This window comes from Clostridiales bacterium, from assembly GCA_017569285.1.
Classification (GTDB): domain Bacteria; phylum Bacillota; class Clostridia; order Christensenellales; family Aristaeellaceae; genus Aristaeella.
In genome coordinates this window covers 2,923,998-2,945,390 of sequence record CP069419.1, presented here as the reverse complement: position 1 = coordinate 2,945,390, position 21,393 = coordinate 2,923,998, and the positions used below count along the sequence as shown (strand labels likewise).

The following is a 21,393-nucleotide window of genomic DNA, read 5'->3' as shown; positions in this document are numbered from 1 at the left end:
ACTTCGCCAATAACAGGCAAGCCGCATCCGTTGACCTGCCTGCACCCATCCGCTACAATAAAAGTACTTCCGGAAAGGAGAATAAAACCCTATGAAAGCACCTTTTTCCCCGTACCTCACCGGTATCGCCCCGGGGCTCAAACAGCTGATCGCCCTGCTGCGCCGCCGGTATGATTACGTCAGCGTCCTGTCCACGGACTCTGTCGGTTTCACCGTCCGCATCAGCCAGCGCTACAAGGGCGTCGCCCGCGACACCCGCACCACCGAGCGCGGCACCGTCGTCCGCGTGTACAAGGACGGCCTGTATTCCGAGGCCGCCTTCACCGGCTTCAACCCGGCGGACCCGGAAGGTGCCTGCGCCTCCCTCACCGCCTCGCTGGACGCCCAGCTGGAGCTCCTGCGGGAAACCGGCACCGCCGTGTATGAAACCGCCGCCCTGCCGGATGAACCGCAAACCATCTTCGTGGAGATGGAAACCGGCCGCCTGCCGGAGGAGGAAGACCTCGCCGACCTCGTCACCCGCCTTTCCGAGGTTTCGGACAAGGCCGTTGCGCAGAATGGTGAGCTGCTGGACTGCAACATCTCCGCCACCTCGACCCACATCTGCAAGATGTTCCTCACGGAGCACCGCGACCTGCGCCAGAGCTACGTGCAGAGCGAAGGCTCCGTCATGATGCTCGCCATGCGCAACGGCCGCAATGAGATGTCCCATTCCGGCATTTCCGGCCGCGAGGGCCCGGAACTCTTCGACCGCCTCGGCGATGAGTCCCCCAAGGTCCTGAAGGTCGTCGGCGAGCTGCTCTCCGCGGACCGCGTCGTCCCCGGCGAGTATGACGTCATCACCAGCCCGGAGGTTTCCGGCCTCATCGCCCACGAAGCCTTCGGCCACGGCGTGGAAATGGATATGTTCGTCAAAGGCCGCGCCCTCGGCGCCGAATACATCGGCAAGCGCGTCGGCTCCGACAACGTCACCATGCACGAGGGCGCCCTCTGTGCCGACAGCGTCACCGGCTATGCCTTTGATGACGAAGGCACCCCCGCCGGCGACGTCATCGAAATCGAAAACGGCATCCTGCGCACCGGCATCTGCGATGCCCTCAGCGCCCTGCGCCTCGGCATTCAGCCCACCGGCAACGGCAAACGCGAGAACTTCGCCCACAAGGTCTACACCCGCATGACCAACACCCTCTTCGATTCCGGCTCCAGCACCCTGGAGGAGATGATCGCCTCCATCTCCAAGGGCTACCTCCTCTGTGGCATGCAGTCCGGCATGGAGGATCCCAAGCATTGGGGCATCCAGTGCATCATCGAGCGCGGCTATGAAATCATCGACGGGAAGCTCACCGGCAAGGTCGTCTCCCCGCTCGTCATGACCGGCTACGTGCCGGACCTCCTCGGCTCCGTCTCCATGGTCTCCTCCGACCGCGGCGTCTTCGGCAACGGCGCCTGCGGCAAGGGCCACAAGGAATGGGTCAAGGTCGCCGACGGCGGTCCCTATCTGAAAGCGAAAGTGAGGCTGGGATAATGCTGAATCAACTGATTGAAATCCTCCGTGCTTCCGGCGCGGATGCCTGGGAAGTCACCGATGAGCGCAAAACCGGATGGGAGTTCTACTTCATCCGCCATAAGCTCGACCAGAACCGTTTCACGGATGTCGAGGAGTACACCGTCAAGGTCTACCGGAAAATTGATGACGGCAAATTCCTGGGTTCCGCCCAGGCCGGCATCTCCACCACCGCCTCCACGGAGGAGATCCGCCGCGTGGTCGACGGTCTCTGCCAGGACGCGCTCTACGTCCGCAACCCGGCCTACACGCTCAACAGGCCCGTGAACCAGCCGCCCGTGCCCCAGCAGCCCGTGGATATCAAGGCCATCTCCCGGGATTTCCTGAACACGCTCGCCTCCCTGCCCGAAACGGCCACCGAGGACCTCAACAGCTACGAAATCTTCGTCAATGAGGTCCGCACCCGCTTCCTCAACAGCGAGGGCATCGACGTCACCGCCGTTTCCCCCTCCTCCACCGTGGAAGCCGTGGTCAACGCCCGCCGGGACGGCCACGAAATCGAGCTCTACCGTTTCTACCGCTCCGGCGCCTGCGACGCGGAACAGCTCACCCACGACCTGTCCGAAACCCTGCGCTACGGCCGGGATAAGCTCATCGCCGGTGAAACGCCGGCCCTCGGCACGGCGGACGTCGTCCTTTCCACGGACGCCGCCACCAGCGTCTATGAATATTTCATCTCCCGCCTGAGCACCGCCGCTGTCTACCGCCGCATCAGCAGCTGGGAAATCGGCAAACCCGTCGCGGAACAGTTCAATGGCGACAAGGTCACCGTCCGCGCCCTGCGGGAGCTGCCCAACTCCTCCTCCAACGGCGCCTACGACCGCGAAGGTGCTCCCGTGCGCGACCTGCTCCTCATGGATGCCGGCGTGCCCGTCAGCTTCTTCGGTTCCCGCCAGTTCAGCCAGTACCTGGGCCTGGAGAATTCCTTCATCCCCAATAACTATGAGGTCACCGGCGGCACCCTTTCCGCGGATGAGCTTCGCCGGGGTGCTTTCCTGGAAGTCGTGGAATTCTCCGATTTCCAGGTCAACGTCATCAACGGCGGCATCGCTGGCGAAATCCGCCTGGCCTACTGGCATGACGGCAAAGGCAATGTCACCCCGGTCAGCGGCGGCTCCGTCTCCGGCTCTATCAGCGAGCTCATGAGCACCATGCGCTTCTCCAAAGAGTCCCGCCAGTATAACAATATGCGCATCCCCGCTGTCACCCGCCTGAACGGCGCGACGGTCACCGGCATTACGAAGTAAACGCTTCACTCTCAACTTGGAGCAGGCACATGAGCATTTTCGACAAAGTCTACCAGGTGGTAAAACAGATCCCCATCGGTTATGTCGCCACCTACGGCCAGATCGCTGAGGCTGTCGGCAACAAGCGTCTTTCCCGGGTCGTGGGCTACGCGCTCCATGTCAATCCGGAACCCGGCGTCATCCCCTGCCACCGCGTGGTCAAACAAAACGGTGAAGTTTCGTCTGCTTTCGCATTTGGAGGCGCCAATAAGCAAGTCGAGCTTCTCCAGGCCGAAGGCGTGGGCTTCATCGACGAGACCCATGTGGACATGTCGCGCTACCGTGTTCCCTTCCTGCCAATGGTATAATGTGACAAAGGGACAGCCCTACTGTCACATGAAACAATGGGGACAGTGAAACAGTAGGGACAGTCCCCACTGTTTCAACTTTTCACTCTTCACTTAAAAATCCCCCTGCCGCAATGGCAGGGGGATTTCTATTCCATTCAGTTTCCCTTCTTCACTCTCAGTGGAAGTCCGCCGGGGTCGCGCCGTAGATGTTCACGTCGCCGTCCGCACTGCTTTCCAGTGTGAACGTATGGGAATAGTTCGTGCCCTTGATCTCCACCGTCTCGCTCTTGCTGTACGCGCCGAGCTCACCAAACAGGATCTCCTCCCCGTACCAGTACGGCCCGCTGCACCAGGCAATCCGGTACCGGCCCTGCTGCACATGCACCGTGGTCGTCTTCCCGGCCAGTGCGAAACAGGCCATCACGATCTGGTCGTAATCATCCCGCATGATGATATACGTCGGGCTGGAATCCTTGCTCAGCTTGAAGTTCACCGTCGTGCCCCTGTTGTTTCCGCGCATCAGTCCGGCCTTCGGCAGCGGCAGCGCCGCGATATCCGGCAGCTTGTCCAGTGTATTTTCCAGCGACTCAATCGTATCGCCCCACCGGAAGCTTTCAAAGTACTCCTCGTATCCACGGGGCCGCCCGTCCACAATCAGGCCGTCAACGTCGAGCACAATCCCGTTCTTGCTTCCCGATTTCTGGATCTGCTTATACGCCTCCGCTGCGAATTCCTCCGCCACCAGGCCGGCCACGTCCCCGGTGCCCCGCTCTTCCGCCGGCAGGTACGCCTGCGTGTCCAGCACGGCCCTGGCGCTGCTGCTCAGCAGCTCCGCCAGCGAAATGCTCGAACAGCTCAGTTCCATTGCGTGCGGCCCGTCCTTCACGTTCAGCGCCAGGTTCTTCTGCAGCTGGAATACCACAGCCCCCACGCTCACCGGCGCATAGTCCAGCAGGTTCCCAAGGCCGGAATAGAATTGGGCAAAGCTCTCCGCCGGATTCATCAGGTCCTCCGCCGACTTTGCCCTCTCCATTACCGGGAACAGGTAGTCCTTCAGCGCGGCCAGGAAATCCTGCCCGCTGAAGAACTGCCGGGCTTTCGGCGCCGCCTGCTGCACTGCTGTTTTTATCTTGTTCACGCTCTTCTGGGGAATATTCCCGTTCTCCAGTTCCACGGAAATCTCCAGGTCATAGGCGGACGCGTTTTTCAGCATTGCCAGCAGCCATTTGTCCTTGTCCTCCGCCGCGGAGTACTTCCCCAGTTCCTTCTGCTTTGCGTCATAGCTCCGCAGCGCGAATGTCAGCGTATTTCCGTCAATTTCAATATTCTTCGCGCCGCTTTCATAGATCGCCTTCTGCCACGCGTCATTCAGCTTGTCTGTCTGCTGCAGCAGCATCGCGTTGACCACCTTTTCCGCGTTCAGCATGGTCAGCGGCCGGTTCGCCTGCAGTGCCGCCCGCTCCCTCTGGATCGCAGCCCGCACCTTGCCCATCAGCTGGCTTTCATAGTTGCTCCGGTTCGCCAGGTACGGTATGTCCGCCTTGGCGATCCAGTTGCTCCATCTGTAAATGGTATCCCCCAGCTGCTCTTTGGCGGAAATCTCCCCGATCTTCTGGTGGCTCACCGCATCCTGCACCGTCACCGTCAGCGAACAGTTGTATCCCTTCACTTCCCCTTCGGTTCCGTACCGTGCGTAGAATGGATACTTCAGCTGGATAATCCAGAAGGATGAAGCCAGCTGCGGGTTGCCCGTCAGCGCAGGCATATCATCATCCAGGTCCCTCCGCAGGTTCTCGATGATCTCGCTCATGGCCTCCATGGCTTCGTCCGGATCGCTCTCGAACCACGATTTGTCCGGCTCGCCCTGCGTATCGTTTTTGATCACGATACAGGCATACGCCGGCCGCGGGTTCGCCGGCTTGAACTGGGAAATCGATTTGCCGAAAACAGTGTTGAAATCCTTCTCCGTCCAGATGATCGGCTCAAACGACTGGTGCGCGTTCTTGGTACTGAATGCCGCCTTCAGTTCATCGCTGGCCTCCGGTATGTCATGGATGCCGAATTTCAGGTCCCGGCTGTGTTCATATGTATTGTCAAAGCTCGTCTCAAAATGCCGGTGCTCCTCGTCCGCCTCCAGCAGCGCCAGGATCTTCTTCGACTCCTCGCTGTCCGCCGCCGCGCAGTTGTCCATCGCGCGGTTCAGGAATTCCAGCGCGTCCTCGCTGTCCGCCAGCGCGATCATCTCCTGCACCACCTGTTTGGCTTCCATGCCGTCTTCCAGCGCGCTCTCCGCCGCGGCAAACAGGCTGTCCATCGTAAACGCCCCGCGGATATACCCCTCCAGCGCCAGCTCCGTTCCCTCCGCGGAAGTAAACGAAACCATACAGCCGCAGATCATCACCAGCGCAGCAAACACACACATCATTCTCCGGATGCCCGGCACGGCAAATAACCGTCTCATGGATTTCCCTCCTGTACGTGGCAGTTGGTCTCTCTCTCCCTCAGGTATTGCGGTTTCTTCACTTGTGTCTGCCCCTCTTTGGGCATGAAATACAGATACTGCTGCCTATATTATCCATAAAACCGGTTACAAATGCAATAGTATGTAACCATGTGACAAAGGGACAGCCCTACTGTCACATTTTTAGAACGTGTCAGGAAACAGTGGGGCCAGTCCCCGCTGTTTCAACTGACTACAATTTGTAGTCATCTGAAATTTCATCTATAACGCAAGAGATTCTCCCTAACATTTCAAAGCGCCGGGTTTCCCCGGCGCTCTTTCACTATTCTTCTTTCTCAAAATCCATCCGCATCAGTTTCTTCACGTTCGGAAGATCCGTGCTCTCCCGCAGGATTTCCCGGTACCCTTCCGCCTTCATCGCGGCTGCCAGCATTTCCGGTGCCATCTCATGATGCACCTCATCCAGCCGGTCAAACGCGTGCAGGTACGGGGAATCGGAAACCCAGCTCTCTTCCTCCTCCGGATTGATCTGGATCACGCAGGAAACAACCCCGGCCCCGGCCTGCTTCACCGCGGCCGTAAACGCCGCGTACCCGGTATACTCAATCAGCAGGTCGGCGATCACCAGCTCCGCCTCCGGCAGCTTCCCGGCATCCTTCGTCAGATCCAGGCATATCAGTTCCAGCTTCTCCCCCAGCCCGGCAAACCGCTCTCCGGCCGCCTGCAGATACTCCCGGTTGATATCCACTCCGTATACCCGGTCATACTTCTCCGGGTCCATATGCTCCAGCCCGTTGCCGCCGGCAACTCCGAGAATCATCACCGTCTTTACAGAATACGCTTCCATCTGCGCCTTCATGATCCCGTTCAGCGCCTGCAGCTGCCGCACGGAATCCAGCGCCATATGCTTTTCATAATCCTCCAGCCGGATCTCTTCCCACGGATTGCTCATGAATAATCGTCCTCTTGCCAATGATTTCAATGGTTTTCATCGGGATATCAAATTGGCATCCCGAAACGATGTGGGCAGTCCCCACTGTTTCATTGCTGATCACTCGGAAATACTTCTGTGCAAAGTTAATTCAGCAGCCACTCCAATGCATTGATCTGCTTAATCCCATTGTGGGAAGTCAGAGGCACAAAATCCATAGTAATCAGGTACTTTGGATTGTGATCCCTGATGCTCTCCAGCGGTGCAAGTTCGCGTGCAAGGGTTTTCCCATCAGCGTCATTTACGGTATACGCCACCTGATATCATACTTGTTGTGTTTTTTCAAGTTTGTAAAGTGTATTTTATAAACTTTTTTTCTTTATGCATGTTTGTAAAATCAATTTAATATTTATTGACTTAATTAAAAGCCTGCAACTTTTTCTGCATAGGGGTCTTCTCAAAATCGGTCAACGGCGTAATAATGTCATTGACCGAAACGGTCAACGGAGGTGCACCATGAACGAAAAGTTCTTCTCCCTGCCGGCGGAGAAGCAGCAGGCGATCCTCAACGCGGGCTACCGGGTTTTCTCGCAGAACTCGTACAAAAACAGCCCCATGAGCGAAATCGCCGAAGCGGCCGGCATCAGCAAATCCCTGCTCTTCCATTATTTCCACAACAAGAAGGAACTCTACCTGTATCTCTGGAACAAATGCGCCGAAATCACCATCGAGTACCTCACCCGGTACAATGCCTACGGCCACGATGACCTCTTCGAGGCCATGGAGATCGGGATGACCGCCAAGCTGGAGATCATGCGCCGCTGGCCGGATATGACCGACTTCACCATCAAGGCCTTCTACGAGAAGGATCCGGAAGTCGCCGCGGATATCCAGGCCACCTACCGCAGATACTTCAACCTCAAGGCGGAAAAAACGCGCGTCAACCTGGATCCCGCCCAGTTCATCCCGGGCCTGGATGTCCCCATGATGTACCGGGAGATGTACTGGGCTTCGGAAGGCTACCTCTGGGAAGCCACCCAGAAGGGCGACCTGGACTATGACCAGATCCAGGCGGATTTCCGCAAGCTCATGGATTTCTGGAAGAGCATTTACAAAAGAAAGGAGTGACCGGGTTGAACGCGATCCAAACCGCCAGCCTGACCAAATACTACGGCAAAGCCCGTGGAATCATCAATCTGAACCTCACCGTGGAGGAAGGCGAATGCTTCGGCTTCATCGGTCCCAACGGCGCCGGCAAGTCCACCACCATCCGCACCCTCCTGGGCCTCATCTCCCCCTCTTCCGGCTCCGCCACCGTCCTGGGCAAGGACATCGTCAAGGAGAAGGAAGCCATCCTCCGGGAAACCGGCTACCTCCCCTCCGAGGCCATGTTCTACCCCGGCATGCGCGTGAAGGATGTCCTGAAGTTCTCCGCGGACCTGCGGAAAAAGGACTGCTCCCGGGAAGCCGCCGCCCTTTGCGAGCGGCTCCAGCTGGATCCCTCCCGCAAGGTGAATGAGCTCTCCTTCGGCAACCGCAAAAAGGTCGCCATCGTCTGCGCCCTGCAGTCCAATCCCCGCCTCCTCATCCTGGATGAGCCCACCGGCGGCCTGGACCCCCTCATGCAGCACGCGTTTTTCGAAATCGTCCGGGAGAAGCACCGCGCCGGCGCCACAGTCCTGTTCTCCAGCCACATCCTCTCCGAGGTCGAGCGGAACTGCACCCGCGCGGCCGTCATCCGGGAGGGGCAGATCATCGCCTGCGACACCGTGGACAACCTGGCCAAAACCAATGCCCGCCGGGTCTCCTTCCACGGGGCCGTCAGCCTCGAAGGCCTCCCCGGCATCCGGGACCTGCAGCAGGCCGGTGATTCCTACAGCTTCCTCTACAGCGGCTCCACCAACGTCCTGCTCCGCCGCCTGGCGGACGGGGACGTCCACGGCCTCTCCATTTCCGAGCCGGACCTGGAGGAAGTCTTCCTCCACTACTACGACAAAGGAGGTGAGCAGGCATGACCATCACCCGTCATGAAGTCCGCCGGGGCAAAACCTCTTTCCTCATCTGGACCGGCGCCATCGCCTTCCTCATGGCCACCTGTATCTTCCTCTGGCCGGAGATGAAGGGTCAGATGGACGGCATCGGCAGTCTGTTCTCCTCCATGGGCTCCTTCACCGCCGCCTTCGGCATGGATAAGCTCAACTTCGGCACCCTCACCGGCTACTACGCCGTCGAGTGCGGCAATGTGCTCGGCCTGGGCGGCGCGTTCTTCGCGGCCCTGCTGGCCGCTGGCATGCTCGCCAAGGAGGAAAAGGAGCGCACCGCGGAATTCCTCCTCACCCATCCGGTCAGCCGCGTGCGCGTGGTGTCGGAAAAGCTCCTCGCGGTCTTCCTTCAGGTCACCGCCATGAACGTAGTCATCTTCCTCGTCTCCGTCGGCTCCATCGCCGCCGTCGGCGAGGCCGTCCCGTGGAAGGAAGTCTGCCTCCTGCACCTGGCCTACTGGCTCATGCAGCTGGTCATCTCCGGTATCTGCTTCGGCGTCTCCGCCTTCATCTCCGGCGCCAGCGCCGGCGTGGGCATCGGCATCGCGGCCGGCCTGTATTTCATGAACCTCATCGCCAACATCACGGACTCGGTCTCCTTCCTCAATACCATCACGCCCTTCGGCTTCTGCGCCGGCGCGGACATCGTCTCCAAAGGTGCCCTGGACGGAACCGGCATCGCCGTCGGCTTTGCCCTCTGCGCCCTGGGCATCCTCGCGGCGTACCTCTGGTACCCCCGGAAGGATATCCACTGATGTGACAAAGGGACAGCCCTACTGTCACGTTTTCAGAACGTGCCGGTAGGGCTGTCCTTTTGTCTGTTTCATCACACGCGCATAATGATCGATCTGGGTATTCCGGTCAGCCTTTCAATCTGCCGGATGGATAAACCGTTGTCCCTCAGAGTCCGGAGGGATAAATCCCGGTTTACCCTGTCCATACCCTGAATCTGCGTTCCGGTTTCGAGATGCAGCACATCACGCATAACCGATCTGGCAGTATTGTCTGATAACCGGGTCCTTTCGAATTCAAAATACCCGTCGTCCTCTTCGTCCTGGGCTTCCATGGAGCTGTGCTTCAGGAAGCCTTCTTTACCGCCAAACAGCTGTAGTGCATAGGTTGTATCAACAAAGCTCCTGATATCACCGGAATAGCATCTCCAGCTGCTCCAGCGATACTGATCCGGCGGACATATTCCTGCTTTGGCAGGGTTGTTATGGATATATCGCACTGCCGTCAGCAGGTACATGTCATTTTCAATCGGTTTGCTTCTGTACCTGTCCTGGTACAGATGTCCGATCCTGTCATATTTCTTATTATAATAAGTTGCGTATGTCGCCAGAAGGTTGTGCATGACTTTGTCCATCATTCCATCAGCAATTTTCGCCAGGATATGGACATGGTTTTCCATCAGGCAGAAAGCAGTCACACTGAATTCGCCGGATGATGAATAGTTTTTCATCAGCCTAAGGAAAAACAGGTAGTCTTCATCTTCCTCAAACAGAATCTGCTTGCCGATCCCGCGGGCGATAATGTGATAATAGCCGCTTGCGCTGATTGTTCTCGCTGTTCTTGGCATGCACTGCACCTCCTGTTTTCAGTATAGGCGGTCAGTGTCCATAACTCAAGGCGAACAAAAAACTTTTGTAGGTGGATGTGACAAAGGGACAGCCCTACTGTCACATTCTCTCAATGTGACAGTAGGGCTGTCCCTTTGTCACCTTCCAATGTTACGGAAAGCTCAGGTACCGGCTCATCATGTACCCGACCTCATCCCGATACTTCACCATCGTCCAGATCTCCCCGCGCAGCAGCACTTCCACCTTCGTCTTCACCTTCACCTGGTGCAGCACCTTGCTGTCCGGATTCGGCTTCTCCCGCATCCGTACCGCCTGCCGGGCGGTCGCCATCAGGCCGGTGCTTTCCAGCGGCTCCAGGAATTCCCCGCCGTCCACTTCAATATACTTTCCGTCCTCTGTCTCGCACATAAACCGGTCGCTCTGGTCGGATTCGCTGCTGCCGGATGAGTATACACCCTTCACCTTCAGCATCGTCCCCGCCGGGATTGTCCCGCCCGGTTTCCGCTTGGTTTCGGCAAAGTACAGCATCGACTCATCGCCCTGCAGCTCCTTCGTCAGTCGCACTTTGGTGCTTCCGTCCCGGATCTGCTCGTTCCCGTCAAAGGAAAGGTATTCCGGCTTCACCCTGCCGGTTTCATACATTCCCCCGTTGGGCCCGGTCAGGAAAATCACCGCCCAGTCCTTTGTCCGGGAGATCACCTGCACCGGCACGCCGGAAACCAGCTTCACTGCATTGTCGTGCACAATCAGGCGGTCCAGCTTCCCGTCCGTCTTCACCCGGGCCGCCGGATGGCTGTGGTCCCCTTCCGGGTCCAGGAAGCGCTTTTCCAGGAATGCGTCATCGTCGATCTGCACCCAGTCCCCCAGGTCCCGCAGGATCTTTGTCTGCCAGTTCTCTGTATGGACCTGGAAGTAGGATTCCTCGCTGTATCCGGTCGCGGAAGCGGAGCAGACCACCGGCTGGGTTTCCGTCGCGTAAACGGTTTCCTCCGTCAGGTCCGTCAGTCCGAAATAGTTGTCATTCCAGTTTGCGAAAGTCAGGTCGATTGCCTTTTTTACCGATTTCTTCGCCACAAACCCTCTGTTCGGGGCTTCGATATAGTAGTCGTCCCCGAATTCGCCGCACACCCGCACCAGGGTGCCTTTGGCGTGCTTTGCGGTGATATGCTTATGGTTCGGGGCGGAATACACCGGAATGTCGTCTTCCAGGATTTCTCCTGCGAAAACGCCGGCGGGTTCCTTTGCTTCCCATTCCTTGCGTGCGTCGTAGTTGTTGATGACCGGCCGCCGGTTCTCCGCCTTCACCGAGTCGATCCACACGGTATAATCGCTCGTCAGCCACAGGTCATATCTTCCGTTCACTTCATCCAGGCCGATACCGCTGGAATACCCGTTGTACATGATACCGGCCTTCTTCGAAGCCCCGGAGGAGGCATACACCGGCGCCCCGTCCCCGTCCGTGCACACGGTCACATCATTCCATCCCGCCAGCGCACTGCCGGCCGCCAGCACCATCATCCCCGCTGCCAGCATCAGTACAAGCAGCAGTATCCATCCGTTCTTCCGCATTTCGGGTACCTCCTGTTTTGAGGGATCTGAGGGACGAACATCTGACGACCCGCAGTGCGGGGAATCTCGTCAGATGTGAGTTCAATCGAAAGGGAGCAATCTCTCTTGTAGAGAGTTGCGACCATTGAGATTGCGGATAGGTTTTGCTCGTTCGAACCCGCGTCATATAATTGTCTGCCCTTGATTCAAACGGATAACAACCATTCGGGGTCGAACCACAGAACCGTCCCTCCGTTCCATACACTCAATTAACGAAACCCCCGTCCTCTTCCTTCCCGGCATTTATCTTGTATGTTATCTTGTATGTTATCTTGCCCTGTTTCCAATTGCAATGTGTGACAAAGGGACAGCCCTACTGTCACATTTTCACAACGTGACAGTAGGGCTGTCCCTTTGTCACCTGCCCCAAAACAACCAACCGGGAGGTATGCGCGCATACCTCCCGGCTTTCATGTCTCATTTTACCCGATATACTCCGCCAGCAGCTTCAGCGTGTTCTCCGCACCGTCCCGGTGGCTCCGCTCATACCCATGGGATGCGTACACCCCCACGCCGATCAGCCCGTGCTGCAGGTCCGCTTTTTGACACCAGGCAGAACAGAACATTTCACCACCAGAACATCCCCGCTGGACAAACGCATCTCCCAATACTAAAATATAAGCAGAGATCAAAAACCTACCGACCGGAGAAAACTGCAGAGGGAACAGGAAGCTATGTACAGAATCACTTGCGATATCCATACCCATACGATTGCAAGCGGCCACGCTTATGGCACCATCCGGGAAATGGCGCAGGCCGCGTCGGAAAAAGGACTTGCCGTTCTGGGGATTACCGAGCATGCGCCCGGCGTTCCCGGCACCACGGATCCGTTCTATTATCTCTGCCTGAACCTGGTCCCGCGCACGCTCTACGGTGTCCGGGTCATTCACGGCTGTGAAATGAATATCCTCAACGACGGGACCCTGTCGCTGGAGGAGCGCTATATGATCTATCTGGATTTTGCGATCGCCGGCATCCATACCACCTGCTATCAGGACGCGGGAAAGCTCCGGAATACGGAAAACGTCATCTCCGCCATGAAGCATCCCCTGGTCCGGCTGATCTCCCATCCGGACGATGACCATACACCCCTGGATTATGAAATGCTGGTGGAAGCCGCCCGCGATACAAATACAGCGCTGGAGCTGAACAGCAGCTCCCTCCTGAAGCCGGAGCACCGCATGAACTGCTTTGACAATTACCGCCATATGCTGTCCTGCTGCCGGAAGCTGAATGTCCCGATCATCGTCAGCTCCGACGCGCATGATCCGAGCGCCGTCGGCTGCGTCGGCCCGGCGCTGGAGCTGCTGGAAAGCGTCTCCTTCCCCGAAGAACTGATCCTGAACACGGATGAACGAAAGCTGCTGGATTTCCTGCTTCCGCCGTCCCGGTAATCCCGCCGGCATATCCCGGCCCGTTTCCATACAGCCGCAGCGTATGAGGAGGATCCGCCATGTCCCTGCTGAAGATCAACTTTGAAAGCCAGTACCTCTCCAACAACCATCAGGTTTACGTCATCCTGCCGGACAAGCCCCGGAACATGACGCCGGAAGCCTTCTACCGTTCCGGGGAGAAATATAAGGTCCTGTGGCTCCTCCACGGCACCTTCGGTGACCAGACCGACTGGGTCCGGAAATCAAATATCGAGCTGTACGCGGAAGAAAAAAACCTGGCCGTGGTCATGCCGCCGGCCCTGAACTCCAACTATTCCAACTGGGATGATACCATGCTGGGATTCCGGATGTTTGATTATCTTACAGAAGAGCTGATGCCCCTGGTCTACGGATGGCTTCCCGTTTCCGACCGCCGGGAGGATAATTTCATCGCCGGACTGTCCATGGGCGGCCGCGGCGCGGTCAAATACGCGGTCAACCATCCTGATAAGTTCGCCGCGGCAGCCATCCTGTCCGCGGTTCCGATGGACCTCTCCGAGATGCGCCCGGGCCATCCGCATTTCCTGATGGATACGGATAACCCGCGGATGATCAATACATTCCGCAACGCCGGCGGTATGGATCAGTTTATCCATTCCAATGAAAATGTGCGGGAGATCATCGACCGCCTGGCGCCGACGGGAACGCTTCCCCGCCTGATGTTCGCCTGCGGTGAGAACGACCAGCCCCTGTATGGCGAATACCTGAAATTCAGGGACCACTGCACAAAAATCGGCCTGGAGGTACATTGGTTCTCCAGGCCGGGATTCGGGCATGAGTGGCGGTTCTGGGATCTGGCCATCCAGGAGGCGCTGGCCTTCTTCGGCCTGTAAGCGGCCAGGCAGCCGGATCGCCTTTCCCGGTTATGAGCAGGTAATCTCGTACGTCATCTTTTCAAAGTCTGCACGGAGCTGCGCCCACGCGGCTCCGTTTTCTCTGCGGATCACCAGTTCGTTTTCCCCGCAGTCTTCCAGCCGGAAGGTTCCGTCGAAAGCGGGATGCGTATTCCGGAAGCGCAGCAGGTTCAGCAGCGCCTGTACGACCGGCCGTTCCGTCTCTGTCCGGACCTCCTCCATCGTGTAATTGTGCCGGTTCACGTCCCTGGGCTGCTTCGTCTTTTCAAACAGGTCAAAGTCATTCTTTCCGGCCAGCAGTCCCTGGTAATGGATCTGCGGGATTCCCGGCGCGAACATCTGGACCGCGCGGGTCAGCAGGTACCGGTCGTCGTCCTCCCCGACCGCGGAGTAATACGAGCAGTTGATCTGGTATGTGTTGAAGTTCCGGTCCAGCGGGCCCCGGAGTTCACTGAAGATTTTCGCCGTGCCGGGGTTGAGCTCGTACACCTTCATCTTCGTTTCCTGCACCTCGTCATCCGGCATCAGGTACCGGACGTCCACCACGCCGATTCCGTCGTGCGTATCCAGCGTGGTGAACTGGTGCGGCGAACAGATCTTCAGCCAGTTCTTCAGGTAGCGTGTCTTCCCCGTAAACAAGGCGTTCAGCAGCAGCATCGGCAGCTGGAAATCGTACACGTAATACCCTTTCTCCGAAAGCTTCATCTGGATGAAATAGTTCTCATGGATTTCCGGAAGGATTTCCACGCCGTGAGCTGCGGCCGCGGCCCGGGCTTCCGCCATCAGGTCCCATACCTCAGGCTCCACAAAGAAGCAGTTGGTCCCCGCTTTTTTGGTCGCGTAGGCAAACGCGTCCAGCCGGATCAGGGAGCAGCCGTGTTCCCCGAGGAATTCCATCGTGTCCCGCAGGAAGCGCCTGGCTTCCTCCGACCGCTGGCAGTTGATGTCCACCTGCTCGTCCGAGAAGGTGCACCACACCTTTTCGCTTGTTCCGTCCGCAAAGTTGGCAATGATATACGTGCCCTTCCCGATCCGCCTGCGGTAGATCGCCTTATCTTCCTCCTCGGTCGGTTCCCCGTTCTCCCAGAAATCCTTGAAGCGGATAAAGAAGTCCCGGTACCTGGATTCGTCCTTCTTTTCCAGGAAGTCCCGGTATTCCGGGCTCCGCACCGAGATATGGTTGATCATATAGTCATACATCAGGTAATACCGCGAACCGATGCGGTCGATGTCCTCCCATGTGCCGAACACAGGATCGACCTCGCGGTATGTGATGGGCGAAAAGCCACGGTCGCCGGAGGACGGGAAAAACGGCAGGATATGTACACCGCCGAACGCTCCGGAAAACGGGCCGTCCAGCACCTGCTCCAGGTCCTTCAGGTCCTTTCCGAGGCTGTCGGCGTAGGTAATCAGCATCGCTTTGTTTTCAATCGGTCTGTGTGCCATGGCAATCGTCCCTCCCCGATGGAAAAAACCGGGCAGGACGCTGGAAATCGTACTGCCCGTGAAACAGGGTTCCTCCGTGGAATCCGGCCGCCGGTTATTTCACCGCGCCGGCAACAATACCGCCGATAACGTGCTTCTGCAGGATCAGGTAAACGATGATAACCGGTGCGACCGACAGCGTCAGGCCCGCCATGATGTTTCCGTAGTCGCTGGAGAATTCGCCGTAGAACGTGCGGATCGCCAGCGGCAGCGTGTAGAACTGTTTCCGCGTGAATATCATGGACGGGAGCAGGTAGTCGTTCCAGTAGTTCAGGATCTGCAGGATCGATATCGTGGAAAGGATGGGCTTCAGCAGCGGCAGCACGATTGAGAAGAACGTCCGGTGGTAACCGGCGCCGTCAATCCGCGCCGCTTCCTCAAGCGCCCGGGGAATATTCCCCTTGATGAATCCGTGGCACATAAACGTACACATGCTCACGCCGAATCCCAGGTTCATAAACACCATGGTCATCCGGTAGTTCTGCAGGTGCAGCTGCGCGCCGTAGATGGCGATCAGCGGGATCATAACCACCTGGAAAGGCACGATCATCGAGGCAAGCATCGCCGAGAAGCTCAGCCGGCTCGAGATCCATTTGTTGTACCGCACAAACAGCCACGCCGCCATGCTGGAAAAGAGCATCAGCAGCACGACCGAGAGGCCGACCACGAAAAGGCTGTTTCCGAACGCCCGCACAAAGTCCATTTCCTCAACGGCGTTCTGGTAGTTCACCCACTGCGGTCCCTTTGGATCCGCCAGCAGCAGCGGCGTTTTCACGATCGCCACCTTGGTCTTCAGCGAGTTGACCAGCACCAGCACAAAGGGGAACAGGTAGATGAACAGCATGATGACGGCGATAATGATTTTCACCGCCTGTGTGAGGGTTTTATGTCCGCTCACGGCATGAGGTGCTTCGCTCATTACGCTTCCACCTCCCTCTTCTTGCCCAGGTAGGTCTGCGTCAGGGATATGACCGCGATGACGAGGAAGAAGATCAGCGCCTCCGCCTGGCCGACGCCGTAGCGGTGGTTTTCAAATGCCTGCGTATATACGTGCATGGCCGTCATCTTGGTGGAATTGTAGGGTCCGCCTGCCGTCAGGGACAGGTTCATGTCGTAGATCTTGAACGACCGTGTCAGGCTCAGGAACAGGCAGATTACAAACGACGGAATCATCAGGGGCAGGCGGATATGCAGCAGCGTCTGCCGCTCGTTTGCTCCGTCGATCTTCGCCGCTTCCAGCACGTCCTCCGAAACGCCCACAAAGCCGGAGATGTAAATCAGCAGCATATAGCCGCTCAGCTGCCACGTCTGCACGATCACCATGGCGGTAAACGCCGTTCCCGGCGCGGACAGCCAGGATTTCTGCAGCAGCGGAATCGGCAGCACGCTGTACAGGCTCGGGAACACCCGGCTGAAAATAATCTGCCAGATATAACCGAGGATCAGGCCGCCGATCAGGTTGGGCGTAAAGAATCCCGCCCGGAAGAAGTTCTGTCCCTTCACACCGCTGGTCAGCAGGTACGCCAGCAGGAAGGCAAGCAGGTTGATGAATATAACGGACAGCAGGGCAAACCCGGTGGTCAGTCCCAGGGAATTCCAGAACGCGCCGTCCTGGAATGTCGCCACATAGTTGTCGAAGCCGACGAAATTCTTCGCATCGGAAAGTCCGTTCCAGTCCGTGAACGTCAGGTAAATACCGTAGATCAGCGGAATGATAACCACGCAGATGAAGAAGAATACGGCGGGCCCTGCAAATGTCAGGAACAGGTAAAGTCTTTTCCTGAATGACAGATTTTGGTCCAAGGCGTTTCAACCCCTTTCGGAAGTGCCGCAAAGCGGGAGAACCCGCTTTGCGGCACCCTGGTTCAGGGCACAGCTGCTGTGCCCCGGGGATTACTTCTTTTCAGCTTGGAATCAATAGTTCACTTCGTGCTCTGCCCAGTAGGCGTCGAATGCCGCGCCGACTTCTTCCCTGGTCTCGGAACCGTCCAGGTACTTCTGCATGTTGGCGCCGAGCTGGCTGCGGTGGTCGCTGGGCAGGTAGGTCACCGCTTCGAAGGTCAGGCCCTTGTCGATGTATTCCTTCAGGCCGACGTTGAAGGGATTGGACGGAGGCAGCGTGATGTTGCTGAACGCGGTTACCATGCCGCACTGGTTGATCATCGCGTCGTTTCCTTCAGGCGTGAATACCAGCCAGCGCAGGAACATCAGGGCCGCCTTCTGCTGGTCTTCGGTCGCGTTCTGCTTGTCCACAACGACGAACTTGGTCGCCTGGGCCAGCAGCTTGCCCTGCGCGCCGGCGCTCACCGGCATATGCATGATGGAGTATTCCTGGCCTTCCACCGCGAAGGGCTCCAGGTTCGGCCATGCCCAGGTGCCGTTGATCCAGAAGGCCGCTTCGCCTTCCGCCAGGTAGGACGCGTTCACGTCATAGTCTGCGCTCAGCGGGTCCTGCTTGTTGATGTTGTATTCCATGTACAGGTCAAACATATCCATGCAGGCGTTGAACACCGGGTCGGTCACGAAGGATGCTTCCTTCGCGCGCACCTTCTCGATGAAGGCTTCCGCGCCGGCGATGGTGCCGTCCTGGATGCCGTAGAAATACTGTACGAAGTGGGAACCGATGGACCAGTCTTCCTTGTTGATGATCACCGGGTTCTCCATGCCGCCTTCACGCAGCTGCTTCAGCAGCGCTTCGAAGTCTTCCTTCGTGATGTACTTCATCGGGTCGAAGGGTTCGCCGGTAATCTTCTCGATGGCGGTCTTATTGATCAGGTTGGCCTTGGATTCGATGGTCAGCGGCATACCGTACAGCACGTCGTTGATCACGGCGCCCAGGTCCCTTCCGCCGACTTCCGCCCAGGGCTCGCCGCCCAGGTCGATAATCTTGCCTTCACGGGCCAGGTCCTTCACCTGCGCGATATCCACCACGGAGATCGTGGGGGCTTCGCCGCCGTTGTAGCGCTTTGAAATCTCGTCGCCCGGATTGCTCGTCTCAACGACTTCGATCTTTACCTTGTAGGCCGCGCCGAACTGGTCCGCGGCAGCCTGCAGTGCCTTGGTGATTTCAGGCTTGGAGTTCAGCATCGTAAAGAACACTTCGTTTTCGAAGGGTTCGCCAACGTCTTCCGCAAAAGCGGCAGTGCACATAAGTGCCATTACAAGAGCAAGGATGAGAGCCAACAGTTTTTTCATGGTAGGTCTCCTTTCTTGGTCGCCGGGTATAAAATTGTACAATGAAAAAAACGGTCGCAAGAAAACGGTGATTCGTTTCCTTCTGACCTCAATGTAACACATATCAGGTTATAATTCAAGTAAAATTTGTTTGTTGTAAATCGGACAACTGCAAACGGTTTGCAGTTGTTGTTACCAGATCATCCGGGCAATCCACGCGGCAGCCGGAATGGTCACAACGGCAAGCAGCGTGGAAATCACCACCGTTTCCACCGCGTAGGCATAGTCCTTCCCGTGCAGCTGTGCATACACGGCCACATTGGAACCCACCGGGCACGCGGCGGCCAGCAGCAGGGCCATCTTCATATCCAGCATCTCTTTGGGCAGCAGGCTCAGCAGCAGGATGGACGCTGCCGGAATCAGCAGCAGCCGCACCGTGGCAATTTTGTACAGGGAAAGCTTCCGGATCATCTTTCCGATATCGGTCTGGGCCAGGTAGATCCCGATCGTAAACATGGCCAGCGGCGTGTTCAGCGAAGCAACCGTGGACAGGCAGCCCGTCACCACGGCAGGCAGCGGAATCTGCGTCAGGAACAGGATCAGCCCGATGATGATCGCGATCATGAACGGCGCGCGGATCAGCTTCTTCGGCTGGAAGCCCTGGAGCACCGGCTGTCCGTTCAGCACGGAAACGCCGTATGTCCACTGCCCGATATTCAGGAACGCGATAAAGCACGCCACATAGAAAACCGCTCCCTGCCCCACAGACGCGATAATCAGCGGAACGCCGAAAAAGCCGGGATTGGAAAAAGCCCCGGCAAAAGCCGCGATCGGATCTTTTTTGAAAAAAGCCCTCGAAATCAGGATGGAAACCAGCAGGATCACTGCCGCCGCACCGGCGCTGTACAGGATTCCGTACAGGTGCTCTGCCGTTCTCTCCACCAGGAAGCTGTTGATAATCACCGCGGGCAGCGCCAGGTAAATCAGGATATTCCCCAGGGCTTTGCTGCCCTCCGCGGTAATCTTCTTTCCCCTGTACAGCGCAAATCCCAGCCCGCTCAGCAGGAACATCTGCAGGATCTGCCGCACAAGAATCAGCATGATTTCCATATCATATCCCTCCTGACTTCCTGCATTCCGGAACAAAAGGACGAATCAACTCCGTTCCGGAATAAAGGGACGGTTTTGCTCGTTCGATCCGCGTTTTCAGCCTGTTGGCAGTTGTTTCAACCTGAAATCATTTCATCCGGATCGAACTACCAGAACCGTCCCTGACGTTCCGGACCACTCAAGTCTGAACCAATACCGTCCCTCCGTTCAGACTAGGAACAAAGGGACGAATCAGCTCCGTTCCGGAACAAAGGGACGAACATCTGACGACCCGCAGTGCGGGGAATCTCGTCAGATGTGAGTTCAATCGAAAGGGAGCGCTGCCGCGCGCGGTGCGCGAGAGCCGTGACTACGGCTCCGCGGTGCGTGTGCGAATCCTTGCTCTCTTGTAGAGAGTTGCGACCATTGAGATTGCGGATAGTGTCCCTGCCGTTCCTTGGGAAAATGTGACAGCAGGGCTGTCCCTTTGTCACGTCAGAAAAGCCGTGGCCGCGCCATGGCTTTTCTTCCTTCCGGGATCTTTTTCCCTTACCGCCGACCGGTCAGTCGGTCAGGTAGCTGTATTCCAGCACGATGCTTTCCCCGTTCTCCGTCCATACGACGTTCCTCTGCTCGTCATAGGAGAACGTGATGGCGACGCTGTCCTCGCCGAAGGTTCCCTCGGCGGCAATGCTGTCCGTCTCCGGGTCATAGTCGCCCTTCAGAATGGCGTCCTTCAGGATCGCGCCGTCCGCTCCCCGCTGGTACAGGCGGATATCGTACTGCCCTTCATACCAGTCGTAGAAGATGACCTCCGTATCCCCCTTCATCCAGCGTCCGCCGTAGAAGTTGCCGATCTTCAGGAACTCCAGGCCCTTCCCGGCGTCTTCCTTCGCGTCGCTCCACAGGAGCTTCCCGGCCTCGTTGATGGTGAAGGTGGCGTCGCCGTCCTCATAGTAGTTCTCCACCCAGTCGTTTGTCACGGTATCCTGCCGGTAATGCAGGCCCAGGGGCATGGAAACCAGCGCGGTCTTTTCCTCGTTCAGCGCGGCGGCGTATTCCCAGACGTCCTCCTGGTTGTCGCCCAGCCGGTGGACCACCATCAGTTTGATCCCGCCGTCCTCATCAAAGAACTCAATGCGCCAGTCGCCGTCCTCCGCCACCCAGGTGCTGACGTAAGCGGCCGCTTCCGGAACCTCTTCCGTGTAGAAGCTGATCTCCGCGTCATCCTCCGCCATTACCGCCGCCGCGGGAATGAAAAGGCACAGGGCAAGTACCACTACAAGCAGTTTTTTCATTTCAGGAAACCTCCTTCTGTCTGATCAGTTTGATTTATCTCACCGGAACAAAACCCGGATCAATCGGAATCCGTGCCGCCCCCTGCGGCCTCATCGTTTGTCTTTGTCGATAAACTCCAGTGTCACCGCCGTCTGCGCCAGGCACAGGAACGCCTGGTACAGCATGTGGCTGACGATATAGGAGGAAATATGCATTCCCGAGCGGTGCTCCCGCTTGATCACGTCCCGCTCCCGCCTCCCGGCCGGAAGCCCCGAAACTGCATCACGAAAAAGCCGTCTTTTTCTTCATGATGATCAT

The 21,393-nt window shown here is 57.6% G+C and carries 18 protein-coding genes and 1 pseudogene; 8 read left to right on the top strand and 11 right to left on the bottom strand.

Going from position 1 to position 21,393, the window contains the following annotated elements; genetic code table 11:
* Positions 1-91 precede the first annotated feature (91 nt).
* The 3 genes from JNO48_13065 to JNO48_13055 are packed head-to-tail and all read left to right on the top strand — an operon-like array spanning position 92 to position 3,158.
* Positions 92-1,525, top strand: a complete 1,434-nt coding sequence (locus tag JNO48_13065) for a TldD/PmbA family protein (GenBank protein ID QTE68102.1) — start codon at positions 92-94, stop codon at positions 1,523-1,525.
* Complete coding sequence (locus tag JNO48_13060; GenBank protein ID QTE68101.1) at positions 1,525-2,811, top strand: TldD/PmbA family protein; 1,287 nt, start codon at positions 1,525-1,527, stop codon at positions 2,809-2,811. The genes JNO48_13065 and JNO48_13060 overlap by 1 nt, the downstream gene beginning before the upstream one ends.
* A gap of 29 nt (positions 2,812-2,840) precedes the next feature.
* Positions 2,841-3,158: an MGMT family protein gene (locus tag JNO48_13055; protein ID QTE68100.1), complete on the top strand. Its 318-nt coding sequence runs from the start codon at positions 2,841-2,843 to the stop codon at positions 3,156-3,158.
* A gap of 157 nt (positions 3,159-3,315) precedes the next feature.
* Here JNO48_13055 and JNO48_13050 read toward each other — a convergent pair whose 3' ends face one another.
* Positions 3,316-5,601, bottom strand: coding sequence for a hypothetical protein (locus JNO48_13050; protein ID QTE68099.1), 2,286 nt, complete (start codon positions 5,599-5,601; stop codon positions 3,316-3,318).
* A 322-nt stretch (positions 5,602-5,923) separates the two neighbouring features.
* The gene (locus tag JNO48_13045) at positions 5,924-6,553 is read right to left on the bottom strand and encodes a class I SAM-dependent methyltransferase (GenBank protein QTE68098.1); all 630 of its coding nucleotides are present in this window, start codon (positions 6,551-6,553) and stop codon (positions 5,924-5,926) included.
* Positions 6,554-7,048: 495 nt separating this feature from the next.
* Here JNO48_13045 and JNO48_13040 point away from each other — a divergent pair, with 495 nt between their 5' ends.
* From JNO48_13040 to JNO48_13030, 3 genes are read left to right on the top strand one after another with little or no spacing between them, the layout of a single operon-like run.
* Positions 7,049-7,660 carry a TetR/AcrR family transcriptional regulator gene (locus JNO48_13040; protein ID QTE68097.1) on the top strand — a complete coding sequence of 204 codons (612 nt, stop codon included), beginning with the start codon at positions 7,049-7,051 and terminating at the stop codon, positions 7,658-7,660.
* Positions 7,661-7,665: 5 nt separating this feature from the next.
* Positions 7,666-8,547 carry an ABC transporter ATP-binding protein gene (locus tag JNO48_13035; GenBank protein ID QTE68096.1) on the top strand — a complete coding sequence of 294 codons (882 nt, stop codon included), beginning with the start codon at positions 7,666-7,668 and terminating at the stop codon, positions 8,545-8,547.
* Positions 8,544-9,329 carry an ABC transporter permease subunit gene (locus JNO48_13030; protein QTE68095.1) on the top strand — a complete coding sequence of 262 codons (786 nt, stop codon included), beginning with the start codon at positions 8,544-8,546 and terminating at the stop codon, positions 9,327-9,329. Before JNO48_13035 ends, JNO48_13030 begins: the two co-directional genes overlap by 4 nt.
* A gap of 71 nt (positions 9,330-9,400) precedes the next feature.
* Here JNO48_13030 and JNO48_13025 read toward each other — a convergent pair whose 3' ends face one another.
* From JNO48_13025 to JNO48_13015, 3 genes and pseudogenes are all read right to left on the bottom strand, one after another.
* Positions 9,401-10,153 (bottom strand): transposase, encoded by a 753-nt coding sequence (locus JNO48_13025; GenBank protein QTE68094.1) that lies wholly within the window; start codon positions 10,151-10,153, stop codon positions 9,401-9,403.
* Between the two features lie 151 nt (positions 10,154-10,304).
* Positions 10,305-11,723 (bottom strand): SH3 domain-containing protein, encoded by a 1,419-nt coding sequence (locus tag JNO48_13020; GenBank protein ID QTE68093.1) that lies wholly within the window; start codon positions 11,721-11,723, stop codon positions 10,305-10,307.
* Between the two features lie 461 nt (positions 11,724-12,184).
* Positions 12,185-12,298, bottom strand: a pseudogene (locus tag JNO48_13015) (peptidase M42).
* A gap of 138 nt (positions 12,299-12,436) precedes the next feature.
* Here JNO48_13015 and JNO48_13010 point away from each other — a divergent pair.
* A complete protein-coding gene (locus JNO48_13010) occupies positions 12,437-13,156 on the top strand; it encodes a phosphatase (GenBank protein ID QTE68092.1) in 720 nt (239 codons plus the stop codon).
* Between the two features lie 59 nt (positions 13,157-13,215).
* Positions 13,216-14,028 carry a hypothetical protein gene (locus JNO48_13005; GenBank protein QTE68091.1) on the top strand — a complete coding sequence of 271 codons (813 nt, stop codon included), beginning with the start codon at positions 13,216-13,218 and terminating at the stop codon, positions 14,026-14,028.
* Positions 14,029-14,058: 30 nt separating this feature from the next.
* On the opposite strand, the gene gtfA is transcribed toward JNO48_13005, so the two are convergent.
* From gtfA to JNO48_12975, 6 genes are all read right to left on the bottom strand, one after another.
* A complete protein-coding gene (gene gtfA / locus JNO48_13000) occupies positions 14,059-15,495 on the bottom strand; it encodes a sucrose phosphorylase (GenBank protein QTE68090.1) in 1,437 nt (478 codons plus the stop codon).
* A gap of 94 nt (positions 15,496-15,589) precedes the next feature.
* A complete protein-coding gene (locus tag JNO48_12995) occupies positions 15,590-16,453 on the bottom strand; it encodes a carbohydrate ABC transporter permease (GenBank protein QTE68089.1) in 864 nt (287 codons plus the stop codon).
* Positions 16,453-17,325 carry a sugar ABC transporter permease gene (locus JNO48_12990; GenBank protein QTE69768.1) on the bottom strand — a complete coding sequence of 291 codons (873 nt, stop codon included), beginning with the start codon at positions 17,323-17,325 and terminating at the stop codon, positions 16,453-16,455. Before JNO48_12990 ends, JNO48_12995 begins: the two co-directional genes overlap by 1 nt.
* A gap of 123 nt (positions 17,326-17,448) precedes the next feature.
* The gene (locus tag JNO48_12985) at positions 17,449-18,729 is read right to left on the bottom strand and encodes an extracellular solute-binding protein (GenBank protein ID QTE68088.1); all 1,281 of its coding nucleotides are present in this window, start codon (positions 18,727-18,729) and stop codon (positions 17,449-17,451) included.
* 171 nt (positions 18,730-18,900) lie between these two features.
* Positions 18,901-19,818 (bottom strand): AEC family transporter, encoded by a 918-nt coding sequence (locus tag JNO48_12980; protein QTE68087.1) that lies wholly within the window; start codon positions 19,816-19,818, stop codon positions 18,901-18,903.
* Between the two features lie 542 nt (positions 19,819-20,360).
* Positions 20,361-21,095, bottom strand: coding sequence for a hypothetical protein (locus tag JNO48_12975; protein QTE68086.1), 735 nt, complete (start codon positions 21,093-21,095; stop codon positions 20,361-20,363).
* Between the last annotated feature and the right edge of the window lie 298 nt (positions 21,096-21,393).

What these genes read in the sequence shown, in the direction of transcription:
- JNO48_13065 (QTE68102.1), top strand. Translation starts at nt 92, where the DNA reads ATGAAAGCACCTTTTTCCCCGTACCTCACCGGTATCGCCCCGGGGCTC.
- JNO48_13060 (QTE68101.1), top strand. Translation starts at nt 1,525, where the DNA reads ATGCTGAATCAACTGATTGAAATCCTCCGTGCTTCCGGCGCGGATGCC.
- JNO48_13055 (QTE68100.1), top strand. Translation starts at nt 2,841, where the DNA reads ATGAGCATTTTCGACAAAGTCTACCAGGTGGTAAAACAGATCCCCATC.
- JNO48_13050 (QTE68099.1), bottom strand. Translation starts at nt 5,601, where the DNA reads ATGAGACGGTTATTTGCCGTGCCGGGCATCCGGAGAATGATGTGTGTG.
- JNO48_13045 (QTE68098.1), bottom strand. Translation starts at nt 6,553, where the DNA reads ATGAGCAATCCGTGGGAAGAGATCCGGCTGGAGGATTATGAAAAGCAT.
- JNO48_13040 (QTE68097.1), top strand. Translation starts at nt 7,049, where the DNA reads ATGAACGAAAAGTTCTTCTCCCTGCCGGCGGAGAAGCAGCAGGCGATC.
- JNO48_13030 (QTE68095.1), top strand. Translation starts at nt 8,544, where the DNA reads ATGACCATCACCCGTCATGAAGTCCGCCGGGGCAAAACCTCTTTCCTC.
- JNO48_13025 (QTE68094.1), bottom strand. Translation starts at nt 10,153, where the DNA reads ATGCCAAGAACAGCGAGAACAATCAGCGCAAGCGGCTATTATCACATT.
- JNO48_13020 (QTE68093.1), bottom strand. Translation starts at nt 11,723, where the DNA reads ATGCGGAAGAACGGATGGATACTGCTGCTTGTACTGATGCTGGCAGCG.
- JNO48_13010 (QTE68092.1), top strand. Translation starts at nt 12,437, where the DNA reads ATGTACAGAATCACTTGCGATATCCATACCCATACGATTGCAAGCGGC.
- JNO48_13005 (QTE68091.1), top strand. Translation starts at nt 13,216, where the DNA reads ATGTCCCTGCTGAAGATCAACTTTGAAAGCCAGTACCTCTCCAACAAC.
- gtfA (QTE68090.1), bottom strand. Translation starts at nt 15,495, where the DNA reads ATGGCACACAGACCGATTGAAAACAAAGCGATGCTGATTACCTACGCC.
- JNO48_12995 (QTE68089.1), bottom strand. Translation starts at nt 16,453, where the DNA reads ATGAGCGAAGCACCTCATGCCGTGAGCGGACATAAAACCCTCACACAG.
- JNO48_12985 (QTE68088.1), bottom strand. Translation starts at nt 18,729, where the DNA reads ATGAAAAAACTGTTGGCTCTCATCCTTGCTCTTGTAATGGCACTTATG.
- JNO48_12980 (QTE68087.1), bottom strand. Translation starts at nt 19,818, where the DNA reads ATGGAAATCATGCTGATTCTTGTGCGGCAGATCCTGCAGATGTTCCTG.
- JNO48_12975 (QTE68086.1), bottom strand. Translation starts at nt 21,095, where the DNA reads ATGAAAAAACTGCTTGTAGTGGTACTTGCCCTGTGCCTTTTCATTCCC.